The sequence below is a fragment of the Streptomyces paludis genome (assembly GCF_003344965.1).
Lineage (GTDB): Bacteria > Actinomycetota > Actinomycetes > Streptomycetales > Streptomycetaceae > Streptomyces > Streptomyces paludis.
This window is the reverse complement of the sequence record NZ_CP031194.1, coordinates 7,214,532-7,236,829: the sequence shown is the minus strand read 5'-3', so window position 1 is coordinate 7,236,829 and position 22,298 is coordinate 7,214,532. Positions and strand designations below refer to the sequence as shown.

Sequence of the window (22,298 nt, the reverse complement as noted above, 5' to 3'; positions counted from 1 at the left end):
CACACTCCGAAAGCCTCAGCGGACGCACCCAAACACACTTACGGCTACACTGTACCCATAAAGGCTGCGGATTCCCCGCAGCCCCACCGCACTCCGGAGCCATGAGGCCCGCAGTGCGCTTCACGAGCCAGAGGAGAGCGGAAATGAAGGCAGCAGTAGTGGCGACGACGGGTGGTGCCGTGCCCGAGTACCAGGACTTCCGCGATCCGGAAGCCGGAGAGGGGCGCCAGATCGTCGACCTGGTCGCCACCGCCATCCACCCCGTCGTGCGCTCCAGGGCCTCCGGCGGGCATTACAGCAGCACCGGCCGGTTCCCCCTGGTGCCGGGCGTGGACGCGGTGGCCCGCACCAACGACGGCACGCTGGTGTACACCGGTGGCGTCGAGGAGCCCTGGGGCACATTCGCCGAGCGGATGGCGGTCCCCATGGCCGTCCCGCTTCCCCACGGGGCAGATCCCGTCTCCGTGGCGGCGGGTGTGAATCCGGGCATGTCGTCCTGGATGCCGCTGACCACCCATGCGGACGAGCACGGCACACCGGACACCGTCATGATCCTCGGGGTGACCGGAGCGGCCGGCGGTCTCGCCGTACAGAACGCCCTGGCGCTCGGCGTACGGCGCGTGATCGGCGCGGGCCGCGGCACGGACGCCCTCAAGCGGGCGAGAGGGCTCGGCGCCGAAACCGTCGAGATCGTCGGCGACAAGCACGCGGACGCGGCAGCCATGGGTGCGGCTCTCGACGGCAAGGCACCCGACCTCGTCCTGGACTTCCTGTGGGGCGGCGTGGCCGAGTCCGCCTTCCAGGCACTGGCAGACGTTCCCGGCGAGGGCGCCACAAGCTACGTGGAGATCGGCTCCCTGGCCGGCGCACAGGCCGCCGTACCCGCCCCGCTGCTGCGCAGCCGCCCCTTCCGCCTCAGCGGCAGCGGGATCGGCTCCTTCGACATGCGCCGCTATTTCATCCAGGTCTCCGCCTACGTACAGCTCATCGCCGACGGCAAAGCAAACGTCGACGCGCACACCTACCGTCTCTCCCAGGTCAGCGAGGCGTGGGCGGCTCCCGCAGGCCCCCGCCCCGTACTCATCGCAGACTGACCCGGACCGTCCGCGGCCAGGACACAGGAGTACGGCCCCGAGTACCTCACCAGGGCGCGCGGCCGGGTGGCGTCTCGCGTGCCAGCAGGAGGGCCTGCCGGCCCCACCGCCCTCGGCCCGATCCGCGCTCGCAGCCGATACGGAACCCTTATCGGCCACATTGTGGCCAATAACATTTTCGCCTGACCGCCCTGTCGCTCGCCACCGGACCACGCATGGCCGTACGCAAGACGGCGTACGCCGCCGGCGGAGTCTCATGGGACCGGCGACGTCCATATGGCACCGCCCGTGCCGGGCGGGACGGCCTCTGCGATGACGGGCAGGGCCGTCCGGTCCCCGCCGGGCGTGAGGGGCCTGTCGTACCTGAGAGGGTCTCGCGGCCATAGCTGTACTGCCTCATCAGTAGTGAGGTTCCTATCCAGAGCATGACGACGACACGGACCACTCCCCGACAGCCTGAGCGGGTTCCTGCACGCAGATACGGAGATCCCTCGTGGCTACCTTTCTCTACCGACTGGGCCGTCTGGCCTTCCGGCGACGCTGGACCGTCGTCCTGATGTGGCTGGCTGTCCTGGCCACCGCCGCCCTGGCCGCCTCTCAAACCCCGGGAGCCTCCGACGAGAGGTTCTCCATGCCGGGCATCGAGGCGCAGAAGGCATACGACCTGGCGCAGGAGCGCTTCCCGGGGGCCACGGCCGACGGCGCCACCGCCCAGGTCGTGTTCGTCGCCCCGGACGGACAGAAGGTGACCGCGTCCGACACGAGGGCGGTCATAGAGAGGGCCGTGACGGAGCTGGCGGACGGCCCACAGGTCGACAGCGTCGATGATCCCTTCCAGACGGACGCGGTCAGCAAAAACGGCTCGACGGCTTACGCGACCGTCACCTACAAGGTCAAGGTCGCCGATGTCACCGATGCGAGCAAGGCAACCGTACGGAAGGCCGTCGACCGAGCGCGGGACGCGGGCCTGACGGTCGAGGCCGGCGGTGAGGCACTGGACAGTGGCGAAGCGGGCGGGCTGGCCGAGGGAATCGGTGTCCTGGTGGCCGCCCTGGTGCTGCTGATCACCTTCGGCTCGCTGGTAGCCGCCGGACTGCCTCTGCTGACCGCGCTCCTCGGGGTCGCCGTGAGCCTCTTCACGATCACAGCGGTGGCAGACCTTTTCGCGCTGTCGGACACGGCCAGCACGCTGGCCACGATGCTGGGACTCGCCGTCGGCATCGACTACGCGCTCTTCGTCGTATCGCGCTACCGCGAGGAGCGCGCCAAGGGCCACGCACCGCAGGAGGCGTCCGGGCTGGCGGTCGGCACAGCCGGCTCGGCCGTCGTCTTCGCCGGGCTCACCGTCGTCATCGCACTGGCGGGATTGTCGGTGGTGGGCATCCCGATGCTCACCAAGATGGGGCTGGCAGCCGCGGGCGCGGTGGTCGTCTCGGTGCTGGTCGCGCTGACCCTCGTACCGGCGTTGTTCGGCATGTGGCCGAACGCCGCGCTCTCGCGGGCCTCACGCAAAGCCGCCCGGACGGGCAGGCTCGTCGAGGAGGGCGCCAGGAACGGGGGTACCCGTTGGTCCGGGTTCGTACAGCGCCATCCCGTCCCTGTGCTGGTGCTGAGCGTGGTGGGCCTCGGCGCGATAGCACTGCCGGTGGCAAATCTACAGCTGGGCATGCCGGGCGACGAGGCCAAGCCCACCTCCACCTCCGAGCGCCGGGCCTACGACGCGCTGGCCGAGGGCTTCGGGCCGGGCTTCAACGGGCCGCTGACCATCGTCGTGGACGCCAAGGGCACCGCCGACCCGAAGGGCGCGGTGCGGAAGATCTCGGAGAATGTCGCTGCCACGGAGGGAATCGTGGCCGTCTCACCGGCCCGGTTCAACGGCACCGGCGACACCGCGCTCTTCAGGGCCGTGCCGTCGACCTCGCCGACGGACAACAAGACCAAGGACCTGGTGAAGACCGTCCGTGCCGAACGTCCCGGCACCGAGTCCACGGCCGGGGCCACCTTCCTCGTCACCGGCACCACCGCGGTGAACATCGACATCGCCGACAAGGTCCAGGCCGCGCTGTTCCCCTATCTCGCGGTCGTGATCGGTCTGGCCTTCGTCCTGCTTCTGGTGATCTTCCGGTCCGTCCTGGTCCCCGTCAAAGCGGCCCTCGGCTTCCTGCTGTCGGTGCTCGCGGCCCTCGGCTCCGTGGTCCTCGTCTTCCAGGAGGGGTACGGCGCCGGGCTGCTGGGCGTCGACCAGACCGGACCGATCATGAGCTTGATGCCGATCTTCCTCGTCGGCATCGTCTTCGGACTCGCCATGGACTACGAGGTCTTCCTCGTCTCGCGTATGCGTGAGGCGTACGTCCACGGGGACCGGCCCGCGCAGGCGATCACCACCGGGTTCCGGCACAGCGCCCGGGTAGTGGTCGCAGCCGCGCTGATCATGATCGCGGTCTTCTCCAGCTTCATCACGGAGGCCGACTCCATGATCAAGATGATCGGCTTCGGTCTGGCCTCCGCGGTCCTTCTCGACGCCTTCGTGGTGCGGATGGCGATCGTCCCCGCGGTCCTGGCCCTGGTGGGGGACAAAGCGTGGTGGCTTCCGGGCCGGCTGGACCGGCTGTTGCCCCGCGTCGACATCGAGGGTGAGTCGCTCACCCGCCGGCCGGCCGACGGCTCCGGCACGGACGGCCACGCAGCGGACAGCCCGGCCGGGGTTCACGTCTGATCCTTCCGTCAGTCCGTTCCAGTGCCCCGCCCTTACCGAGCCGCACGTGGCAATGCCCACGGGCGGCTCGGGTCGCCCACATGGGGCAGGCCCGCGACTCACCCACCGGAGAGCAGATGATCACCAGGCCACCGGGATGCCAGAGAACCCGCCCCCGGGGCGCGGGTGTGGTGATCTCCCTGGCTCTGTGGACCTGCGTCGCGGTCGGTGACTCGTTCGCCACCCGCGACGCCACGTCACCGGCGGAGGAATGGCCCGCCGAAGCCCTCGCCGGTCTTTCCTGCCTCGCGTTGCTGGCCAGTCGCCGCCGCCCAGGAACCGTCCTGGTCGTGATTGCCGTCGCCACGGTGATCACCATCGCCCTGGGCTACGTCGTCACTCCCCTGCTCCTTGCACCCCTCATGGCCGGGCTGTACCGGCTCTCCGCCGGCACCGACGACAGGACCACCCATGCCTACGGCTTCACCACCGTGGCGGCCGTGGTGACCACGGTGGTGATCAGTGATCCCTCGGATCTCACGGTGATCGGCCCCATCCTGTGGCTGGTGCTGCCTCTCGCCCTGGGACGCGGCGCCCGGCTGCGGAGCGCCTATCTGGAAGCCGTCCACGCACGCGCCGAACACGCCGAGCGGACCCGTGACGAGGAGGCGCGTCTGCGCGTCGCCGAGGAACGCCTGCGCATCGCCCGTGACCTCCACGACGTCGTCGCCCACCATCTGGCCCTGGCCAAGGTCCAGGCCGGCGCCGCCGCACACTTCCTGCGGGCCCGTCCCGACGAAACGCAGAGAATCCTCGCCGCCCTGATCGACACCACCGCCTCGGCGCTGCGCGAACTCAAGTCCGCCGTCGGGCTCCTGCGCGAGGCGAGCGCCCCGGACTCCGCCGTCCTGGAGCCTGCGCCCGGGCTGGAACGCCTGTCCGCGTTGATCAACGCGTGCGAGTCCGCCGGAATCACCGTCACCCTCGCCACCCGGGGAGAGCCCAGGCGGCTCTCCCCAGGGGTGGATCTCACCGCGTTCCGCATCCTGCAGGAGGCCCTCACCAACGTCACCAAGCACGCGTCCACGGGGGCCGCGCACATAGAGCTCGTATACTCCACCGCCCGCCTGGTCATCACGGTCACGAACGACGGAACCACGGCCCCCCTCACCTCTGACTCCACCCAAGGCCGCGGCTTCGGCCTCTTGGGCATGAGGGAACGCGCCCTCTCCGTGGGCGGCGAACTACAGGCCGGCCCCCGGCCCGAGGGCGGTTTCGAGGTCGCCGCTGTACTACCGCTGCCCCCTTGCCTGCCGAAGAAAGAACGAACGCCATGACGATCCGTATCCTGCTGGCCGACGACTAGGCCCTGATGCGGGCCACCTTCCGCACTCTGCTCGACTCCTGCGACGACATGGAGGTGACCGGTGAAGCCTCCGACGGCAACCAGGCCGTGGAACTCGCGCATGCCCACCACCCCGACGTCGTCCTCATGGACATCCGGATGCCCGGCGCCGACGGCTTGGCGGCCACCGCCGCGATCTGCGCGGCTCCGGAGCTGTCCGCGACCCGGGTACTCGTCCTGACCACCTATGAAACCGATGAGTACGTAGCACGCGCGCTGCACGCCGGCGCGAGCGGATACCTCGGCAAGGACGCGACCGTCGACGAACTCTTCACCGGCGTCCGCACCGTCGCCTCCGGCGAGGCCCTCCTCTCCCCCGGGGCCACCCGCTCGCTCATTACACGCTTCCTCACCACACGCGCCCCCGGCGCTCATCCGACAGCGACAGGAAGCCTGGCCCATCTCACCGCCCGCGAGCGCGAGGTCATGGCCCTGGCCGCCGAGGGACTGCCGAACGACGAGATCGCCGACATCTGCGCGATCAGCCCGCTGACCGTACGCACCCACATCCAACGCGCCATGGCGAAACTGAAGGCCCGCGATCGCGCACAGCTCGTCGTGATCGCCTACCGGACGGGACTGGTACGGCCTCCACCGCCCGTCCCCTGAGGAACGGCGTTGGTCGTCTGAAGTCCGCGCGCGGGAGGGCGCTGACCGGATCCGCCCGGTACCGAAACGGATACCATAAAGCCGAAACTCCTGTGGTGAAGGGGTGCCCACAGCAGATCCGACCGAGAGGGTGACAACTTCATGTCTTCGGAGGCCGAGCCGGTCCCGGGAAGTCCCGCTTGGTGGGGGAACCGGGCACCCGCTCCTGTGTACCGGCGCGGGCGCCCCCCCGTGGACGTCGGGCGGATCGTCGGCACGGCGCTGAAGCTCATTGACGAGGTGGGAATCCAGGCACTGACCCTGCGGATGCTCGCCGACGCCCTGGACTCAGGCACGGCGACGCTCTACCGGCATTTCAACAGCAAAGACGAGCTCCTCGCTCTTGTCGCCGACAGAGTCCTGGGCGAAGTACGCGTCTCGCGCGAAGAACTGCACGACCTGTCCTGGCGAGAAGCAGTGACCGTCGCAGCGGAGGCTTTCTACGGCACCCTGTGCCGGCACCCTCAAGCTCTGCCGCTGCTGGCAGCGCAGGTTCCAGTCGGTCCCAACGGTCTCCGAGGCAGAGAACGGCTCATCACACTGTTCCTGAGTCATGGGTTCCCGATCGACCTGGCCGCGCGCGCCTTCACCGCTGTCGGCCACTACGTGATCGGTTTCGCCATCCAGCAGCACGGCCCGGGAACACCGCACCCGGAGGAGCATTCGCAGCTGCGGAATTACTACAACTCTCTGGACCCAGAGCTTTATCCGGCCACAACAGCTGCGGCCTACGAGCTGACCTCCGTACCACTGCACGAGGAGTTCCGGTTCGGCCTGGACCTGCTCCTCGACGGACTGGAGAAAGCCAGAGGTCAACTCCCCGCAGGGGACTGAAGAAGCCACAGGGGCCTGAACGTACCTGCCACAGGCAAGGTGACCACCCTGTGCCACGCGAGGCCCAGCAGCAAGATCCCGACAGCCCTTCAGCGGTCGTATCGGACACGACCCCCCGATCAAAAACGGAATGGCCCCACAGCCGCCACGGCCTCCCCTGGTTCTCGGCATAAGCCCAGCTCATCGCACCCTTCCTCTCGACTTGAGCCGAGTGGCGGGCAGTTCGGGGGCCGGAAGCGGAGGGCCGTCGTAGCCCTTCACCTCGCCGAAGCGGGTACCGGTCATCCAGTCCTCGCGAGCCTGTGCGATATCCTCCTGGGACCGTCCGATCCAGTTCCAGAACATGACGATCTCCTCCTCGAAGGGCTCGCCGCCGAGGAGCATCAGGCCGGCGTCGGAGTCGGCGCGCAGGGGGAGTTCGGTGCGGCCGCAGCCGAGGTAGAGCATGGAGCCGGCCGTGACGGGGACTCCGTCGATGTGGGCCTCGCCGGACATGGCCAGGACGGCGTACTCGAAGTCCGGGTCCAGGGGGAGGCGGGCCTCGGTGCCTCCGGTCAGGGCGAGGTCGGCGCCGACGATCGGGGTGTAGGTGGTGCCGGGCGAGGTGGCTCCGTCGAGGGTGCCCAGGATGACCGTGGCCGTCACACCGGGGGCGGTGACGACGGGCAGGTCGGCGTGGTGCTCGAAGTGGGGCGCGACCTGGCGGTGTGCGTCCGGGAGCGCGACCCAGAGCTGGGCGCCGTGCAGGAAACGGGCGTGCGGGCGCGGGCTCTCCTCGGAGTGGGAGATCGCCCGCCCCGATGTCATCAGGGCCAGCTCCCGGGGGCGTACGGTCTGAAGGCTGCCGACGCTGTCGCGGTGCAGCACCTCGCCCTCGTGCAGCCAGCTGACCGTCTGGAGGCCCATGTGCGGGTGCGGTGGCACCTGCATCCCGGGCTCGTCCGCGATGTCGTCCGGCCCGTAGTGGTCGACAAAAGCCCAGGCGCCGATCATGCGGCGGCCCAGGTTGGGCAGCAGTCTGCGGACCTCCGTGGACTCGCCCAGCTGAACGCGGCGGGGGCTCAGCAGCTCCCGTACGGGCTCGGCGACGACGAACCCGCGTCCGCCGCAGACGGAGACGGCGGCCTGACGATCAAGATTGCTCATGCCCCCAACCTAAACCTCCGGCCCCCGCGACCGGGAGCATGTGTACGGGACAACTGTCCGGCCGAGGACCCCGCCGGCCCGTGTCACCCGGCGGGCAGGGGCAGCCGCCGTACCGCGCTGACCGCGGTGAGCGGTGTGCGCGGCAGGCTGGGGACGCCCTGCGGCGCCTCCACACTCCTGGTGAACCAGACCACCTTGCCGCGCTCCGTGGCGCAGGTGCCCCAGCTGTCGCTGAGCGCGGCCACGTGGGCGAGTCCCCCGCCGCCGGCCGTCAGCAACCGGGGCAGCCGCGGCCCCTCGTCCTCGACCGACACCGTCAAGTGACGTCCGGTCCAACGCAGTTCGATCACACAGCGGGCACCGTCGCCGACATGGCGGTGGACGTTGGTGACCAGTTCGCCGAGGCCCGCGCAGACCGGTCCGACAGCATGCGGGCCGAGTCCCCAGAACCGCAGGCGCGCGGAGACGATACGGCGCAGTGTCGGTACGCGTTCCGCGGAGGCGGGCGATTCCACGACGTAGTGACACCCGAGTGGAACGGTCATGGTCGAAGGCTCCTCATCACGCCTCATCACGCTACGGGGCCCACCAGCTTCACCGCGTTGTGCGTCAACGGCTCCCGAGCACGAAGCGTGAGCGATCACCCTGAACGGGTCATCACCAGCGTGCGCCCGTACGCGCCGCCCCGCAACACGAACGGACGAGGGGGTACGGAGGGCTGCGGGGAGGCGCCAAGGGCAAGCCGCGCGAGGGTGCGGGACGGCTATACGCGGCTCTCCAGCCTCAGCTGCACCTCTTCCTCCTGGTCGCCGTAGGCCGTACCGACCTCGCGTACGGCGAAGGCCGAGGCCAGGCTTCCGCGCAGGCTGTCCACCGCCGCGTAGCCGCCCTGGAGGGTGGCCACGACCGGGGCCGTCAGCCGCGCCGGGCGCGGCGGGCGTGCCCGTACGTCGGAGGCGTCGAACGTCGCGATCCACACGGTCGGGCGGTCCCCCGCCCCCGGGACCTCATTCGGTACGTCCTCGGCCGCGCGGTCGCAGCCGTACGCCGAGCGCAGCGCGCCGAACACCTCCCGCGCGTCCTCCTTCACCCCGCCGGTGAGCGCGACCACGACCTCCGCCGCGGGCTGTCGGGTGCTGTTCACGTGGACCACTTCCTCTGCCGCTACGGCCCCCACTTCCGACGATAGCGGGCTGTGCGCGCCGGTGCCCCGGCGCGCGCATGCCCACGGAGTGAGCCCATGTTGACTTCGGTGAAGGTCCCGTGCTCAATTGGCTTCATGCAGAAGCAACTGCCGTTGGTCACCCGCGGACACATCGACTTCGGTCGTGTGTGGTCCGCCTCTTGTTGCGCCTGACCCGGCAGCGGGCCCGCCCTGACCGGCCGCCCCACTCTTCTTCCCCGGTGACCCTGTAGCGCACGCTGCCGCCGAGCCTCCCGTACCCCCGTACTTCCCGTAGGCGCTGACGCGCCACTCGTCGCCGCGCGCTGCCGTCGGTCGGCCATGTCGGTGTGTCCGCGTCCGTACGTCGCGTTCCTCCGCCGCGCCGCGCCCCGTCCTGCCCTGTCCTCCCCTGCCCGAAAGGTCCCTCATGCCTGTGGAGTTCCTCGGAATCGCCGCCACCAACGACGGGTCGGAGACCGGCCCGCGCTCCGGAGCCGCGTTCGACAAGGAATACACACTCAAGCTCGCCCGCGCCCATGAGGACCACGGCTGGGACCGGGTGCTGTTCGCGTACGGTTCCGGCTCTCCCGATCCGGCGCCGGCCGCCGCGTACATCGCCTCCCGGCTGGACAAGCTCCAGATCCTGCTCGCGCACCGGCCGAATGTCTCCTACCCGACGTTCGCCGCGAAGACGTTCGCGACGCTGGATCAGATCAGCGACGGCCGGCTCACGGTGCACTTCATCACCGGCGGCAACGACCACGAGCAGGGACGCGAGGGCGACACACTCACCAAGGACCAGCGGTACGGCCGTACCCGCGAGTACATCGAGATCGTCAAGCGGATCTGGACCTCGCACGAGTCCTTCGACCACGAGGGCGAGCACTACCGGTTCCACGACTTCGTTAGCGATGTGTTCCCCGTCCAACAGCCCCGCCCCGATGTGTCGTTCGGCGGTTCCTCGGCCGCGGCGTACGCGGCGGGCGGCGCCGAGGCGGACATCTACGCGCTGTGGGGCGAGCCGCTGGAGAGGACGGCGGAGCAGATCGCGTCGGTACGGGCGGCGGCCCGCGCCGCCGGCCACGCGACCCCGCCCCGTATCCAGGTGGCGTTCCGGCCGATCATCGCGCCGACGGAGGAGCTGGCCTGGGAGAAGGCGTACCGGACGGTGGACACGATCAAGGCGCGCAGGGCGCGCGGCGACTCCGCGGTCGTCCGCCACCACCGGCGCGGCGAGCCCGAGAACGCGGGGTCGCGGCGGCTGATCTCGATCGCGCGGGACGGCGAACGGTACGACCGGGCGCTCTGGACCCCGACGGCCGCGGCGACGGGCGGCGCGGGCAACTCCAATGCCCTGGTCGGCACACCGGAGACGGTCGCCCGCGCGCTGCTCGACTACTACGACCTCGGTGTGGACATCATCTCCGCCCGGGGCTACGACCTGCTGGGCGACGCCATCGACTTCGGCCGGCATGTCATCCCGCTGGTACGGGAGGGCGTGGCCCGGCGCGACGCCGAGGGCGCCCGGCGCGGTCCGGAGACCCTCGACCCGGAGATCCTCGGCCCGAGGAGCGTCCCCACGGGAAGCGAGGGTCCGCGCGCCGCGGGCCCGCGCGCCGCCGGGGCCGGGGCCGGCCGATGACCTCCGTGGCCCGGCCGGGCGGGGCGGCCTGGCTGCGGACCCGGGTGTCGGATCCGCTGGTGCGCCCGATGCTGCGGGAGCTGGGCGACGAGTACGCGACCCGGTACGGCAAGGACGCGCACGGCGAGATGGCCCGGTATCCGGCCACGGAGTTCGAGCCGCCGCACGGGGAACTGCTGCTGTTGCTGGAGCACGGCGAGCCGGTCGCCGGGGGCGCGTTCCGCCGCTACGACGCGACCACGGCCGAACTCAAGCGCATCTGGACGCACTCCGCGCACCGGCGGCGCGGGCTCGCGCGGCGCGTGGTCGGGGAGTTGGAGCGGATCGCGACCGTACGGGGGTACCGCAGGGTCTGTCTGACCACCGGGCCGCGCCAGCCGGAGGCCCGTGGGCTGTATCTGGCGGCCGGGTACACACCGCTGTTCGACACGGACGCGGATCCGGAGACGATCGGCCCGCTGCCGTTCGAGAAGGCTCTCGCGGGCCGCGGGTGTTCCGGCGGCGCGTCCACCGCCGCCGCGGCGCCCGTCGAGACGTCCCGGTTCAGCCCGCCCGCACACCAGTGACCCGCAGGAGCCCTTGAATGGACACCACGTCCACCGCCGTCACAGCGGCTTCCCTTCCCCCGTCCTCGCCCTCAGCCTTGCCCGCGTCGCGTCCCGACAAGGTGAGCGGCGAGGTGAGCGGCGAGGTGAGCCACGACGATCTCGCCGCGCTGAAGGTCGTTCCCGCGCGCCACTACTGGCGCTGGGTCGCGGGCGCCGCCGCGCTGGTCGTCGTCGCCCAGTTCGGCCACGGTCTGCTCACCAACCCGGGGTGGGAGTGGGACACCTTCTTCCGCTATCTCACGGCCGACACCGTACTGAAGGCCGTCTGGGTGACCCTCCAACTCACCTTCTACGGAACGGCGATCGGCTTCGCCCTCGGTATCCTCCTCGCCTTCATGCGGCTGTCGCGCAGTGTGATCCTCCAGACGATCGCCTGGACGTACATCTGGGCCTTCCGGTCGATCCCCCTCATCGTGCAACTGCTGTTCTGGTTCAACCTCGCTTATCTCTACAAGGAGTTGGGCGTCGGAGTCCCCTTCGGGCCGGTGCTGTGGAGCTTCGACACGATGAATCTGGTCGGTGCCCTCTCGGCCGCCGTCATCGGCCTCGCGCTGCACCAGGCCGCCTACGCCGCGGAGATCGTGCGCGGCGGCATCATCTCCGTCGACAGCGGGCAGTTGGAGGCCGCCGCCGCGCTCGGTATCCCCCGGCTGCGGCAGCTGCGCCGCGTTCTGCTGCCGCAGGCGATGCGCGGCATCCTGCCCAACGCGGCCAACGAGGTGATCTCCCTCTTCAAGGGCACCTCGATCGTCTCCGTGATGGCCATCGGCGAGCTGTTCTACCAGGTGCAGGTGATCTACGGCCGCAACGGACGGGTCGTACCGCTGCTGATGGTCGCCACGGCCTGGTACATCCTGCTGACCACGCTGCTGTCCATCGCCCAGTACTACGTGGAGCGGCACTTCGCGCGCGGCGCCGAGCGCACTCCCCCGCCCACCCCGCTCCAGCGCGCGCGGGCGTTCAGCCTGCGGATGCGGGCTGCCGCCGCCACCGGAGGGATCCAGAAATGAGCACCGACAGCCGCCGTCCGATGGTCGAAGTACGCGGCGTCCACAAGAACTTCGGCGCGCTCGAAGTCCTGCGCGGAGTCGACCTCCAGGTCCGGGCCGGTGAGGTGACGGTCGTGCTCGGCCCGTCCGGTTCGGGCAAGTCGACACTGCTGCGCAGCATCAACCATCTCGAAAAGCTCAACCGCGGTTACGTGAGCATCGACGGCGAGCTGATCGGCTACCGCCGCGTCGGCTCCGCGCTCCACGAGCTGAAGGAGCGGGAGGTGCTCAAGCAGCGGCTCCACATCGGATTCGTCTTCCAGAACTTCAATCTCTTCCCGCATCTGACCGTCGTCGAGAACATCATCGAGGCCCCGGTCTCGGCACTGCGCCGCCCCCGTAAGGAGGCGGTCGAACAGGCCGGGGCGCTGCTGGAGCGGGTGGGGCTCGCGGACAAGGCGGACGCCTATCCGCGTCAGCTCTCCGGCGGCCAGCAGCAGCGTGTGGCCATCGCCCGCGCGCTCGCGCTGGAACCGAAGGTGCTGCTCTTCGACGAGCCGACCTCGGCGCTCGACCCGGAGCTGGTCGGTGAGGTCCTCGACGTCATCAAGGATCTGGCCGTCAGCGGGACCACCATGATCGTCGTCACTCATGAGATCGGCTTCGCCCGTGAGGTCGCCGACACCGTCGTGTTCATGGACGAGGGCGTGATCGTCGAGCAGGGACCGCCGGCGGAGGTACTCGACCGGCCGCGTCACGAGCGGACGAAGGCGTTCCTCTCGAAGGTGCTCTGACTCCCGCCCAGCCTCTTCCTCTTTTCTCTCTGCCTCTCCTCTCTCAGCCGTTCCTTTCCCTCAGCCGACATTCCGCCAAGGAGTCACCGTGCCGCCGCGCCGTTCCCTCGTCCGTACCACCGCCGCCCTGCTGGGCCTCGCCGCCGCGTTCTCGCTCACCGCCTGCGGCACTTCCGCCGACGACACCACCGACACGGTCGCGGCCACGGGCTCCGCCAAGGGCGGCAGCGGTTCGAAGATCAATCTGGGCCCGGACCAGAACCGGGTCACCACACCCAAGGTGGATTCCATCGCCGCCCTCGTACCGGAGGCGATCCGTAAGCGGGGCACTCTGGAGATCGTCGGTACGACCGGTACCGCGCCTCCGCTGGGTTTCTACGCCACCGACGACAAGACCGTGATCGGGGTGGAGCCGGACATCGCCTCGCTCATCGCGAATGTGCTCGGGCTCAAGCCGCACTACAACACGGTCGACTGGGCGAACATCTTCGTCGGGCTCGACAGCGGCAAGTACGACGCCGGGCTCAGCAACATCACGGTCACCGAGGAGCGCAAGGAGAAGTACGACTTCGCCACGTACCGGCTGGACAACCTCGCCTTCGAGGCCAAGAAGGGCGCCGACTGGAAGGTGAGCAAGCCGGCGGACGTGGCGGGCCGGACCATCGGGGTCGGCTCCGGCACCAACCAGGAGAAGCTGCTGGTCACCTGGAGCGAGGAGAATGTGAAGAAGGGGCTCAAGCCCACCGACATCAAGTACTACCAGAACGCGACCGACTACTACCTCGCCCTCGGCTCCGGCCGCCTCGACGCCTATCTCGGCCCCAACCCGACGGCCGCTTACCACGTGGCGTCCGTGGGACAGACCGAGATCATCGGTACGTACTCGGGCGGCGGCGCCGATGTCCAGGGCGAGATCGCGGCCACGACGAAAAAGGAAAACGGGCTGATCAAGGCCGTTCAGGAAGCGCTCAACACCGTGATCAAAAACGGCACGTACCAGAAGGTCCTGGACCGCTGGGGGCTGGCGAACGAGGCCGTGTCCTCCTCCGAGCTGAACCCGAAGGGGCTGCCGAAGACGAACCAGTAGCTGTACGTCCGCCTCCCCTCGCGCCCGTCTGAGGGGTGCCGCCGAACGGGTGGTCGACGCCCGCGCCCGTGTGTCGCCGGGCGCGGGTGGGGCCCCTGGGCCGGTCCGCCGAAGAGACTCACGGACGTGACGCATACCCGAGGAGCCCCGGAAGTCCCGGACGGCCAAAGCGGCCAGGTCGGTCAGGGCAGGCAGGTCGGTCAGGGCAGCCAGGATTCCGCCGACTCGGCTGCTCAGCCCGTCTCGGTACCGAAGCTCGACGCCGAGCAGTCGATGCTGCTGAGGATGGTGGGGCGGGAGTGGGGCCGGGTGTCCGTCGGCCCCGAGGCGTGGCGCGAGGCACTGCCGGTCGATCCGGACATCGGCAGCTACCCCGAGCCGGCGCAGATCGTACCGGCCCGCTTCGGCCGGTTCGTCCGGGTCCTTCCGCTCAGTGAGCAGCCGTCCGGTACGGGGGCGGGCGGGCCGGCGGCGTTCGCGGGCGGCGCGGCGGCGCCCACCGGGTTCGGGGCGCGCCTACGGCGGGCGGTGCTGGGCGCGCCACTGCGGAGCACGGCGATCGCGCGCGAGCGGATGCGCAAGCTGGTGGCGCTGCCGGTGCTCTCGGCGGACGCGCTGTCGTCGGTGGCGTACGGTCCCGAGGCCATGCTCGTGGTCCTGGTCCTCGCCGGTACGGCGGGGCTCGCCTACGCGGTGCCGGTGGCGCTGGCGATCGCCTTCCTGATGCTGGCCGTGGGGTTGTCGTACCGTCAGACGATCCGTGCGTATCCGCACGGGGGTGGTTCGTACATCGTCGCCACCGACAATCTGGGGCGGATGCCGGGGCTGGTGGCCGCCGCCGGGCTGATGACGGACTACGTGCTGACCGTCGCGGTCTCGGTCTCCTCGGGGGTGGCGGCCGTGACCTCGGCGCTCCCCGGGCTGAACGACGAGGCCGTACTGATCGGGGTGCTGGTCATCGCGCTGCTGCTGGCGGGGAATCTGCGCGGGGTCCGGCAGGCGGGCGCGGTGTTCGCCGCGCCGACGTACGCCTTCGTCGTCGCCATCGCGGCGCTGGTCGCCTTCGGGCTGTACCACGCGGCGGGCCGCGGCTTCGAGCCCGTACCGACGCCGCAGCTGCACGCGGCGGAGGGGGTCGGTCTGCTCCTGGTGATGCGGGCGTTCGCGTCCGGCTCGACGGCGATGACCGGGATCGAGGCGATCTCCAACGCCGTACCCGCGTTCAAACCCGTCCCGTGGCGCAACGCGCGGACGACGCTGTCCTGGATGATCGGGCTGCTGGTCGCCCTGTTCGCGGGGACGGTCGCCATGGTGCATCTGGAGGGGGTGATTCCGAACTCCCAGGAGACCGTACTGTCCCAACTGGCCCACCGGAGCTTCGGTTCCGGCGGGATGTACGTCTTCACCCAGGCGGCGACGGCCCTGGTGCTCCTGCTCGCGGCGAACACCGCGTACAACGACTTCCCGCGGGTGCTGTTCCTGCTGGCGCGTGACAACTACGCGCCGCGGATCTTCACCCGGCTGGGTGACCGGCTGGCATTCAGCAACGGAATCATCGTGCTCTCAGTGGCGGCGGCGATCGTCTATGTCGCGTTCGAGGGAAGGACGGCGTCGCTGATCCCGCTGTACGCCGTCGGGGTGTTCCTGGCGTTCACCCTCTCCCAGAGCGGCATGGTGGTGCACTGGTGGCGGCGGCGCGACCGGCACTGGCGCAAGAGTCTGTGTTTCAACGTCACGGGCGCGGTGCTCTCGGCGCTCGTCTTCGTGACGGCCGGCATCACGAAGTTCACCGAGGGCGCGTGGGTCGCGATTCTGGCCGTCGCCGGATTCCTGCTGGTGACGACGCGGATCCGGCGCCACTACGACCGGGTGACCGCGGCGCTGCGGCTGCATCCGCAGATGATCGAGATCCCCGGCGGCACGCTCCCCCCGCCACCCGATCCCTGCTCACCGGCGCACGGCGGCCGGGCGGGCCTCAAGGATGCCGAGAACGCAAAAAACACAGATGACTCCGAGGAGGAGGACACGCCCGAGGAGATCCGCCATCTCTCCGTCGTGCCGATCGACGCGCTCCACCAGGCCAGCGTCCGCGCGCTGGCCTACGCGGCCTCGCTCCAGCAGCCCGTACTCGCCCTTCATGTCAGCCCGAGCGACGAGGACGCGGAGCGCTTCCGCGAGGCGTGGTTGCTGTGGGGGGACCATCTGCCGCTGCGGATCGTCGTCTCTCCGTACCGCGCGATCGTGGCACCGCTGATCAGTTACATCGAGGCGCTGCACCATCAGCGTCCGGATCTGACCATCACCGTCATCATTCCGGAGATCGTCGTACGTCACTGGTGGCATCGCGTTCTGCACAGCCCGCTGGCGGGACGGCTGCGGCGGGCGCTGCGGCATCTGCCGAAGATCGTGGTGACGACCGTTCCGTTCCATGTGCAGGAAGGCGCGTTGAGGACCGAAAGGCCGCCCCAAATGGCTGGTTTGTCACACAATGACTAGAGTCGCTTCTGGTATCGCCCAGTCGGGGCGATGGCATCTATCGACGAGGAGAGCGCACCGATGCTTTCTCAGACCATCAGGCCGGGAGAAATCACTCTGGACACAACGGCATTGGGGACGGCGATGACCGAACCCGAAGCCCCTGTAAGCGACGCCCCGGTCTACGCGCCGGAAGCGGCCGGCATTCTGCTTCTGCTGGCCCTTCTCTCGCCGAAGGAGCCCAAGGACAGGTGACGGAAGACCAGTCGCGGACCGCCGCGTACCAAGCGTCGGCGTCCGGCCTGGCACGACGTGCTCTCGGAGCCCTTTCGGGCTCCGGGGGCACCGCCATGGTCGCCGAGCATGTGGAGAGCGCCGCGGATCCCGGCGCCGCGCTGGCCGCCGTCCGGATTCTGGGCGCCGACGCCCTCGCCCCGGCGCTGCTGACCGGGGCCGTACTGCACACCGGGGACGCGGAGGCCATCGCCCTGTCCTTCAGCGCGCTGCCGCCCCCGGCCGAGGTGGTGCCCGCACCGCCCGGCGGGCCCGAGGCCGCCTGGCTGATGGCCTGGCGGGACTGGGCCACCGTCAGTCTCCTGGCCGTACTCACCGGCCGCCACACCGACGGAGTGCACGCGCCCCGGCCGGAGCCGCCGGCCGCGCGGGCGGCTGAGGACGCCGCGCGCGGCGCGGACCGTACGGGTGGTGCGGGCGGTGCGGGCAGTGCTGTCCGTACGGACGGTGCGGGCGGTGCGGGCGATGCGGGCGGTGCGGGCGGTGCTGAGTGGGCCGTGTGGTCGGTCAGGATGGGGCAGTTGTGCACCCTGGCCCTGCCGGGGCTGGACGGTCCCGTGCACGACGCCGCCAGGGGCGCGCCGCTGGGGCTGGCCCGCGGAGCGGCCCGCGCCGTACTGCGCCGGGACTACGCCACCGCCGCGCGCATCGCGCGCTGGCTGGCGTGGCTGCGCGCGGACGGTGCGGAACTGCCGCTCGATCCGGGGCCGATGGTGGAGCACATCGCTCTGATGGCGGGCGGCGACCGGCCGGCGCTGGACGCGGCGATCGCCAGGCGTCTGCTCATCGCGTAACCAGGTTTCCCGTGGTCGCGCCAACTCCGCTGATGGCACCACTGTCACTGCTGTCACTGCTGTCACCGCTGGCCCCGTCGTCCCCGTAGTCCTCGCTGCCTCCGCCGCCCGTGTGCGGGCCCGTTCCCGTACGCGCCACCCGATCGGACCGAGACCCGATGGCCATCATGTCCGTCACCCAGAACGCCCACCGCGTCAGCAGCCGGGCGCTGGCCTGGCTCCACGCCCACCGGGAGCACGGCGCGCTGCCACCGGGCACCACGGCCGAGCTGGCCGAGCCCGACACCGTCTACAAGCCGCTCGGCGAGACCGGCCTCGCCGCCTCGCTCGTGATGCGCGAGGCGGTGGCCGGCACCGGGGAACTGCGCCTGGCGCGCGAGCTGCTGGACTTCAGCTGGAAGCAGCTCGGCGGGGGCTCCATGCTCCACGAACGGCTGCTGCGCTATCCGATGATGAGCGACCCGCTGGAGACATACGCCCATTTCGCGCGCTGCGGTTACCGCAACGAGGAGCTTGACGCACTGCTGGCGCACACGACCTCGCTCCGCTCGACGTACGCGGCCGAGGTGCTGCCCAACCGGCGGCTGGCGGTCGCCAACGCCACCCGGATCAGTGGTTTCGACCGCGGTGAGCGGTCCAGCGACACCGACTGGGCCGGGCTGACCGGGGCTACCTGGCTGGGCGCGCTGCCCGAACCGTGGCTGATCGACTGGCTGACCGCGTACAGCATGACCCACACCGTCTTCCACATCACCGACTGGGGGCGGCTGCCCGGCGCGCTGCCCGACGACATCTGCCGCTACCTCACCCGATGGCTGCCCGTCTGGATCGACATCTGGACCGAGATCGGTGAATGGGACCTGGTGGCGGAGCTGTTGATCGTCGATCACTGTCTGCCCGAACCGCTCAGCGCTCCGGCGGACTGGGAGCGGCTGGCCACGATCCAGCACGAGGACGGGCTGATGCCCCGCGACGGCAAGCCCGTCACCGGGGACGCACACGAACGCTTCGTCACCCACCACCACACCACGGTGGTCGCCGCTGTCGCCGGGACGCTCGCCGTCTCCCGCACGCTCGGCGCACGCGCGTGACGGCGGGCACGGGTACAGGTGCGGGTACGGGTACGGGTACGGACGTGGGCGCAGGCGCGGAGACCGGTGGGGTGTACGAGATGAAGTCCGCGGACCACCCGCCACCGCCCGACTGGGCGCGCGGCCCGGCCGCCGCGATCGCCGCGGCGGCGCGGGGCGCCTCGGGGGTCGCGGTCGCGCTGCGGCAGGGCGACCGCTGGGCCATCGTGACGCAGGGCCGTACGGGATTCGACGGCGCGGCGAACGGCCTCTCGGAGTACGGCGGCTCGGAGTACGGCGGTTCCGCATTTGGCGGCCCGGCATACGACGGCTCGGCATACGGCGGGGGCAGCGGACCGGTCACGGCCGATACCCGGTTCGAGGTCGGCTCGGTCACCAAGTGCCTCACCGCGCTGCTGCTCGCCGAACAGGTGGCCCGGGGGGAGATGGCGTACGGCGACCCGCTCTCCCGGTTCCTGCCGTACGGCCTGCTCCCCCGGACGCCGGGCGGTGCCATCACCCCGCTCCATCTGGCCACCCACACCTCGGGGCTGCCTCGGCTGCCCCGAGGTCTGCTGGCCGCCGCGGCGCCTCAGTGGTTCAGCAACCCCTATGCCGCGTTCACCACCGCCGATGTGCTGAGTTCCCTCGCCGGAACGCGTACCCGCACCCGGCCCGGTGACCGGGTTCGGTACTCCAACTTCGGGGTCGGGCTCCTCGGCCATCTGCTGACCGTGGCCGCCCACGACCGGCCGGGGCAGGGGGGAGAGCGGCGGGGCGCGCGGGCATCGCGGGAAGATCCGGGAGCGCGGGGCGAGCTGGAGTGCGGGGGCCGGCGGTACGGGGAACTCCTCGCGGCCCGGGTGCTGGAGCCGCTCGGGCTGCGCCACACGGGCTGCGCGCCGAACGGTCCGCAGGCCACCGGCCACTGGCACGGGCGGCCGCGGCCGTCCTGGCGGATTCCCGGGCTGGCCGGGGCGGGTGCCGTACGGTCCACGGCGCGCGACCTGCTGGCGCTGCTCGATGCCCTGCTGGACCCCGCCGCCGCGCCGGGGTCCGATGAGCTGCGGGCGGCGCTGGCCGATGTCGTGCGCCCCCGGCTCGTCCTGCGCGGCGGAGCGAAGCGGCTGGCGCTCGTCTGGAACATCCGCGTCCGGCCGGACGGCGATATCTACCACCACTCCGGCGGTACGCGCGGCTTCACCTCGTTCGCCGGCTTCGGCCCGGCGCGCCGTACGGCCGTGGTGGCGCTGGCGAACACGGGGCCGGCCGTCGACGGGGCCTTTATCCAGAGCGCGTACTCGGCTCTGCTCGCGCTCTCCCGCCCCTGACGGAACTGAGGGTTTTCCCTCTCCTCTTGATCAGGGATCTTCCGGATAGTCAGGGGCGGGCGCTCCAGGCATCGTTGATGTCATGAAACAACACGCTTTCACCGTCATCTCTCTGCTTGTCGTCATGCTGCTGCTTCTCTTCCAGAGGCTGTCGGCGGCGACGATCCGGCCGCCACGGGACCGGCCACCGGGGCTGTTACCCGGGAGTGGGCAGATCGGGGCCGATGGTGAGCGTGAGGGTGTCCGGGGCCGCGGCGGCGGAGAGTTCGGGGGTGAGCCCGGTGAGCCCCGGCAGTCTCGCGGCCAGGGCGAGTGCCTGGGCGGCGAGGCCCTCGGGGTGGGTGAGGGTGGTCGCCGCGACCGGGGCGGGGGCGTTGGCGACGGTGGTGACGGTGAAGCCCAGCGCGCGCAGCCGGTCGGCGGTCTCGCGCGCCCGGCCGGCCACACCGGTGCCGTTGAGGACGGCGACCCGGACGGTGTCCGGCGTCGGGGGGAGCCGTTCGGACGCCTCGCGCAGCAGGTCGGCGGTGATCTCACGGTCGTGGGTCAGCGCGGTGAACAGCCGCTCGGCGCCGGGCGGGTTCCAGACGACGTTCGCCGTATCGCCGGGGACATCGCGCCGCCGGGGGTAGTTGGGCACGGTGAGGAAGGTGATGCGGTCGGCGGCCATGCCCCGGATGTCGGAGGCGAGGTCGTAGAGGCGGCGCAGGTCGGCCAGGGCGGGATCGGTGGTCAGCGAGGTGGTGGCCGAGTCGAGGAAGCCGTACAGGGCGCGGGGGTGGTGGAGCTGGGACCTGGCCTTGGCCGCCAGTGCCCGCAGGAACTCCTGCTGGCGGCCGATCCGGCCGAGGTCCGTGCCGTCTCCGAGACTGTAGCGGGCCCGTACGTAGCCGAGGGCCTGCGCGTCGCGCACGGTCTGGCAGCCCGCCGCGAGATCCAGCCGGGCCTTCGGGTCGTGGATCGGACGCTCGGGGCAGATCTCCACCCCGCCCAGGGCGTTGACCATGCCGGTGAAGCCCCGGAAGTCCGCGATCATGAAGTGGTCGACCCGGACCCGGGTGTTCTGTTCGACGGTCTTGATCGCGCAGGCGGCGGCCCTGGCGGAGTCGCCGCCCGAACCGCCGATGGCGAACGCCTCATTGATCTTGAAGCTGTGCGGGACGGAGAGGGTGCCGTCGCCCTGGCGGCACGCGGGGATGCGCACCCAGGAGTCGCGCGGGAGCGAGACGACCGTGGCCCACTTCCCGCTGCCGCCGACATGGAGCAGCATCAGCGTGTCGGACTGCATGGAGGTCAGCTCCGCGCCGTAGTCGTCGCCCAGTCCCGCGCGGCTGTCCGACCCGATGATCAGGATGTTCCGGCCGCCCCGGGTGGATCCGGGCCGGTTGTCGCCGAGCGCGCCGTCCACGGCCGCGCCGTGGATGTTGCCGCTGAGCCGGGTGTAGAGCCAGCCGCCCGTGGTGGCCGTGCCCAGCACCAGGAGGGCGGCGGCCAGGGCGATACAACGGCCGATCCGGCGGAGCGGATGCACTGCTCTCACGGGGTGGGACTCCTTGCCTCGGACTTCCACCCGGTGAACAGCGGGCGCGGCCGACAGGTCACGGGCCCGGCGGGCTCCGCCGGACGGGCCCGTCCGGTGGCCCCGGTCCCGCGTGTGCCGTCTAGTGGGGCGTACGTGACACGGCCGGCCGGAAGAGCACCCCTCGGGAGCAGCGATGTCCTCACTCATCCCCGATGTGTCCGCCCGTACGGGCGGGACCCGTCGCGTTCTGCGGGCGGTGGCGCGCCTGGTGGCCGCCGCCGCACTCGCCTGGAACGCGTATCTGCACGCGCGTCTCGCGGATCAGTACGACACGGTCTCGGGGACCATCAGCCAGGGGGATCTGTTCCGTATCGAGGCGGGCCTCGCCTCGCTCGCCGCGCTGCTGGTGCTGGCCTGGCGCAGGGTGCCGGGAGATCTCTTCGCCTGGCTGGTCGCCGCGGGGGGCCTCGCGCTGCTGCTGGTCTACCGGTATGTCGACGTGGGCACCCTGGGTCCGGTCCCGAACATGTACGAGCCCGTCTGGTCCACGGAGAAGCGGCTGGCCGCCGTGGCGCAGGCGATCGCCGTTCTGGCCACCATCCTCCTGCTGGTCACTCCCTCCACCCGGCGGCGCGGCCGGGGCGCGCACGCGGCGCGGGGCAGACGGCTGCGCCTGCCCCGCTGACCCCGTGCCGTGGGGCGCTC

General features: G+C 70.7%; 20 protein-coding genes. 16 read left to right on the top strand and 4 right to left on the bottom strand.

The features are described from left to right. Positions 1–143 precede the first annotated feature (143 nt). From DVK44_RS31955 to DVK44_RS31935, 5 genes are all read left to right on the top strand, one after another. The gene (locus tag DVK44_RS31955) at positions 144–1,094 is read left to right on the top strand and encodes a quinone oxidoreductase family protein (RefSeq protein WP_114664103.1); all 951 of its coding nucleotides are present in this window, start codon (positions 144–146) and stop codon (positions 1,092–1,094) included. A 493-nt stretch (positions 1,095–1,587) separates the two neighbouring features. Beyond that, positions 1,588–3,810, top strand: coding sequence for an MMPL family transporter (locus tag DVK44_RS31950; protein ID WP_162794150.1), 2,223 nt, complete (start codon positions 1,588–1,590; stop codon positions 3,808–3,810). Positions 3,811–3,977: 167 nt separating this feature from the next. Then, positions 3,978–5,126: a sensor histidine kinase gene (locus DVK44_RS31945; RefSeq protein WP_331461641.1), complete on the top strand. Its 1,149-nt coding sequence runs from the start codon at positions 3,978–3,980 to the stop codon at positions 5,124–5,126. Positions 5,127–5,161: 35 nt separating this feature from the next. After that, the gene (locus DVK44_RS31940) at positions 5,162–5,803 is read left to right on the top strand and encodes a response regulator (protein ID WP_228447452.1); all 642 of its coding nucleotides are present in this window, start codon (positions 5,162–5,164) and stop codon (positions 5,801–5,803) included. Between the two features lie 231 nt (positions 5,804–6,034). Further along, a complete protein-coding gene (locus tag DVK44_RS31935) occupies positions 6,035–6,676 on the top strand; it encodes a TetR/AcrR family transcriptional regulator (RefSeq protein ID WP_228447451.1) in 642 nt (213 codons plus the stop codon). A 180-nt stretch (positions 6,677–6,856) separates the two neighbouring features. Here the strand turns inward: DVK44_RS31935 and DVK44_RS31930 are convergent, their stop codons facing one another. From DVK44_RS31930 to DVK44_RS31920, 3 genes are all read right to left on the bottom strand, one after another. After that, a complete protein-coding gene (locus tag DVK44_RS31930) occupies positions 6,857–7,822 on the bottom strand; it encodes a pirin family protein (RefSeq protein ID WP_114664100.1) in 966 nt (321 codons plus the stop codon). An 83-nt stretch (positions 7,823–7,905) separates the two neighbouring features. Then, entirely contained in the window at positions 7,906–8,367 is a 462-nt protein-coding gene (locus DVK44_RS31925; RefSeq protein ID WP_114664099.1) for an ATP-binding protein, read from the bottom strand. 218 nt (positions 8,368–8,585) lie between these two features. After that, complete coding sequence (locus DVK44_RS31920; protein WP_114664098.1) at positions 8,586–8,966, bottom strand: hypothetical protein; 381 nt, start codon at positions 8,964–8,966, stop codon at positions 8,586–8,588. Between the two features lie 448 nt (positions 8,967–9,414). On the opposite strand from DVK44_RS31920, the gene DVK44_RS31915 reads away from it, so the two are divergent. From DVK44_RS31915 to DVK44_RS31870, 10 genes are all read left to right on the top strand, one after another. Continuing rightward, a complete protein-coding gene (locus DVK44_RS31915; RefSeq protein ID WP_114664097.1) occupies positions 9,415–10,629 on the top strand; it encodes an LLM class flavin-dependent oxidoreductase in 1,215 nt (404 codons plus the stop codon). Further along, the gene (locus DVK44_RS31910; protein WP_114664096.1) at positions 10,626–11,195 is read left to right on the top strand and encodes a GNAT family N-acetyltransferase; all 570 of its coding nucleotides are present in this window, start codon (positions 10,626–10,628) and stop codon (positions 11,193–11,195) included. Before DVK44_RS31915 ends, DVK44_RS31910 begins: the two co-directional genes overlap by 4 nt. A gap of 17 nt (positions 11,196–11,212) precedes the next feature. Continuing rightward, on the top strand, positions 11,213–12,247 hold the full coding sequence (locus DVK44_RS31905) for an amino acid ABC transporter permease (RefSeq protein ID WP_114664095.1): 1,035 nt from the start codon (positions 11,213–11,215) through the stop codon (positions 12,245–12,247). Next, positions 12,244–13,020 (top strand): amino acid ABC transporter ATP-binding protein, encoded by a 777-nt coding sequence (locus tag DVK44_RS31900; protein WP_269439634.1) that lies wholly within the window; start codon positions 12,244–12,246, stop codon positions 13,018–13,020. Before DVK44_RS31905 ends, DVK44_RS31900 begins: the two co-directional genes overlap by 4 nt. An 88-nt stretch (positions 13,021–13,108) precedes the next feature. Further along, positions 13,109–14,107 (top strand): ABC transporter substrate-binding protein, encoded by a 999-nt coding sequence (locus DVK44_RS31895; protein ID WP_114664094.1) that lies wholly within the window; start codon positions 13,109–13,111, stop codon positions 14,105–14,107. Positions 14,108–14,680: 573 nt separating this feature from the next. Continuing rightward, positions 14,681–16,603 carry an APC family permease gene (locus DVK44_RS31890; protein ID WP_408055421.1) on the top strand — a complete coding sequence of 641 codons (1,923 nt, stop codon included), beginning with the start codon at positions 14,681–14,683 and terminating at the stop codon, positions 16,601–16,603. Positions 16,604–16,633: 30 nt separating this feature from the next. Further along, complete coding sequence (locus DVK44_RS31885; RefSeq protein WP_114664092.1) at positions 16,634–16,837, top strand: hypothetical protein; 204 nt, start codon at positions 16,634–16,636, stop codon at positions 16,835–16,837. Continuing rightward, positions 16,834–17,670: a hypothetical protein gene (locus DVK44_RS31880; protein ID WP_114664091.1), complete on the top strand. Its 837-nt coding sequence runs from the start codon at positions 16,834–16,836 to the stop codon at positions 17,668–17,670. Before DVK44_RS31885 ends, DVK44_RS31880 begins: the two co-directional genes overlap by 4 nt. 158 nt (positions 17,671–17,828) lie before the next feature. Further along, complete coding sequence (locus DVK44_RS31875) at positions 17,829–18,761, top strand: DUF6895 family protein (RefSeq protein ID WP_114664090.1); 933 nt, start codon at positions 17,829–17,831, stop codon at positions 18,759–18,761. A gap of 44 nt (positions 18,762–18,805) precedes the next feature. Continuing rightward, positions 18,806–20,071, top strand: a complete 1,266-nt coding sequence (locus DVK44_RS31870; protein WP_228447450.1) for a serine hydrolase domain-containing protein — start codon at positions 18,806–18,808, stop codon at positions 20,069–20,071. A gap of 196 nt (positions 20,072–20,267) precedes the next feature. Here DVK44_RS31870 and DVK44_RS31865 read toward each other — a convergent pair whose 3' ends face one another. After that, positions 20,268–21,611: an LCP family protein gene (locus tag DVK44_RS31865; protein WP_228447449.1), complete on the bottom strand. Its 1,344-nt coding sequence runs from the start codon at positions 21,609–21,611 to the stop codon at positions 20,268–20,270. A gap of 175 nt (positions 21,612–21,786) precedes the next feature. Here DVK44_RS31865 and DVK44_RS31860 point away from each other — a divergent pair, with 175 nt between their 5' ends. Continuing rightward, entirely contained in the window at positions 21,787–22,278 is a 492-nt protein-coding gene (locus DVK44_RS31860) for a hypothetical protein (RefSeq protein ID WP_114665571.1), read from the top strand. Positions 22,279–22,298: the final 20 nt, after the last annotated feature.

Coding starts and splice junctions, on each gene's coding strand:
- DVK44_RS31955 (WP_114664103.1), top strand. CDS start 144: ATGAAGGCAGCAGTAGTGGCGACGACGGGTGGTGCCGTGCCCGAGTAC.
- DVK44_RS31940 (WP_228447452.1), top strand. CDS start 5,162: ATGCGGGCCACCTTCCGCACTCTGCTCGACTCCTGCGACGACATGGAG.
- DVK44_RS31930 (WP_114664100.1), bottom strand. CDS start 7,822: ATGAGCAATCTTGATCGTCAGGCCGCCGTCTCCGTCTGCGGCGGACGC.
- DVK44_RS31925 (WP_114664099.1), bottom strand. CDS start 8,367: ATGACCGTTCCACTCGGGTGTCACTACGTCGTGGAATCGCCCGCCTCC.
- DVK44_RS31915 (WP_114664097.1), top strand. CDS start 9,415: ATGCCTGTGGAGTTCCTCGGAATCGCCGCCACCAACGACGGGTCGGAG.
- DVK44_RS31910 (WP_114664096.1), top strand. CDS start 10,626: ATGACCTCCGTGGCCCGGCCGGGCGGGGCGGCCTGGCTGCGGACCCGG.
- DVK44_RS31905 (WP_114664095.1), top strand. CDS start 11,213: ATGGACACCACGTCCACCGCCGTCACAGCGGCTTCCCTTCCCCCGTCC.
- DVK44_RS31900 (WP_269439634.1), top strand. CDS start 12,244: ATGAGCACCGACAGCCGCCGTCCGATGGTCGAAGTACGCGGCGTCCAC.
- DVK44_RS31890 (WP_408055421.1), top strand. CDS start 14,681: ATGCGCAAGCTGGTGGCGCTGCCGGTGCTCTCGGCGGACGCGCTGTCG.
- DVK44_RS31885 (WP_114664092.1), top strand. CDS start 16,634: ATGGCATCTATCGACGAGGAGAGCGCACCGATGCTTTCTCAGACCATC.
- DVK44_RS31875 (WP_114664090.1), top strand. CDS start 17,829: ATGGCCATCATGTCCGTCACCCAGAACGCCCACCGCGTCAGCAGCCGG.
- DVK44_RS31860 (WP_114665571.1), top strand. CDS start 21,787: ATGTCCTCACTCATCCCCGATGTGTCCGCCCGTACGGGCGGGACCCGT.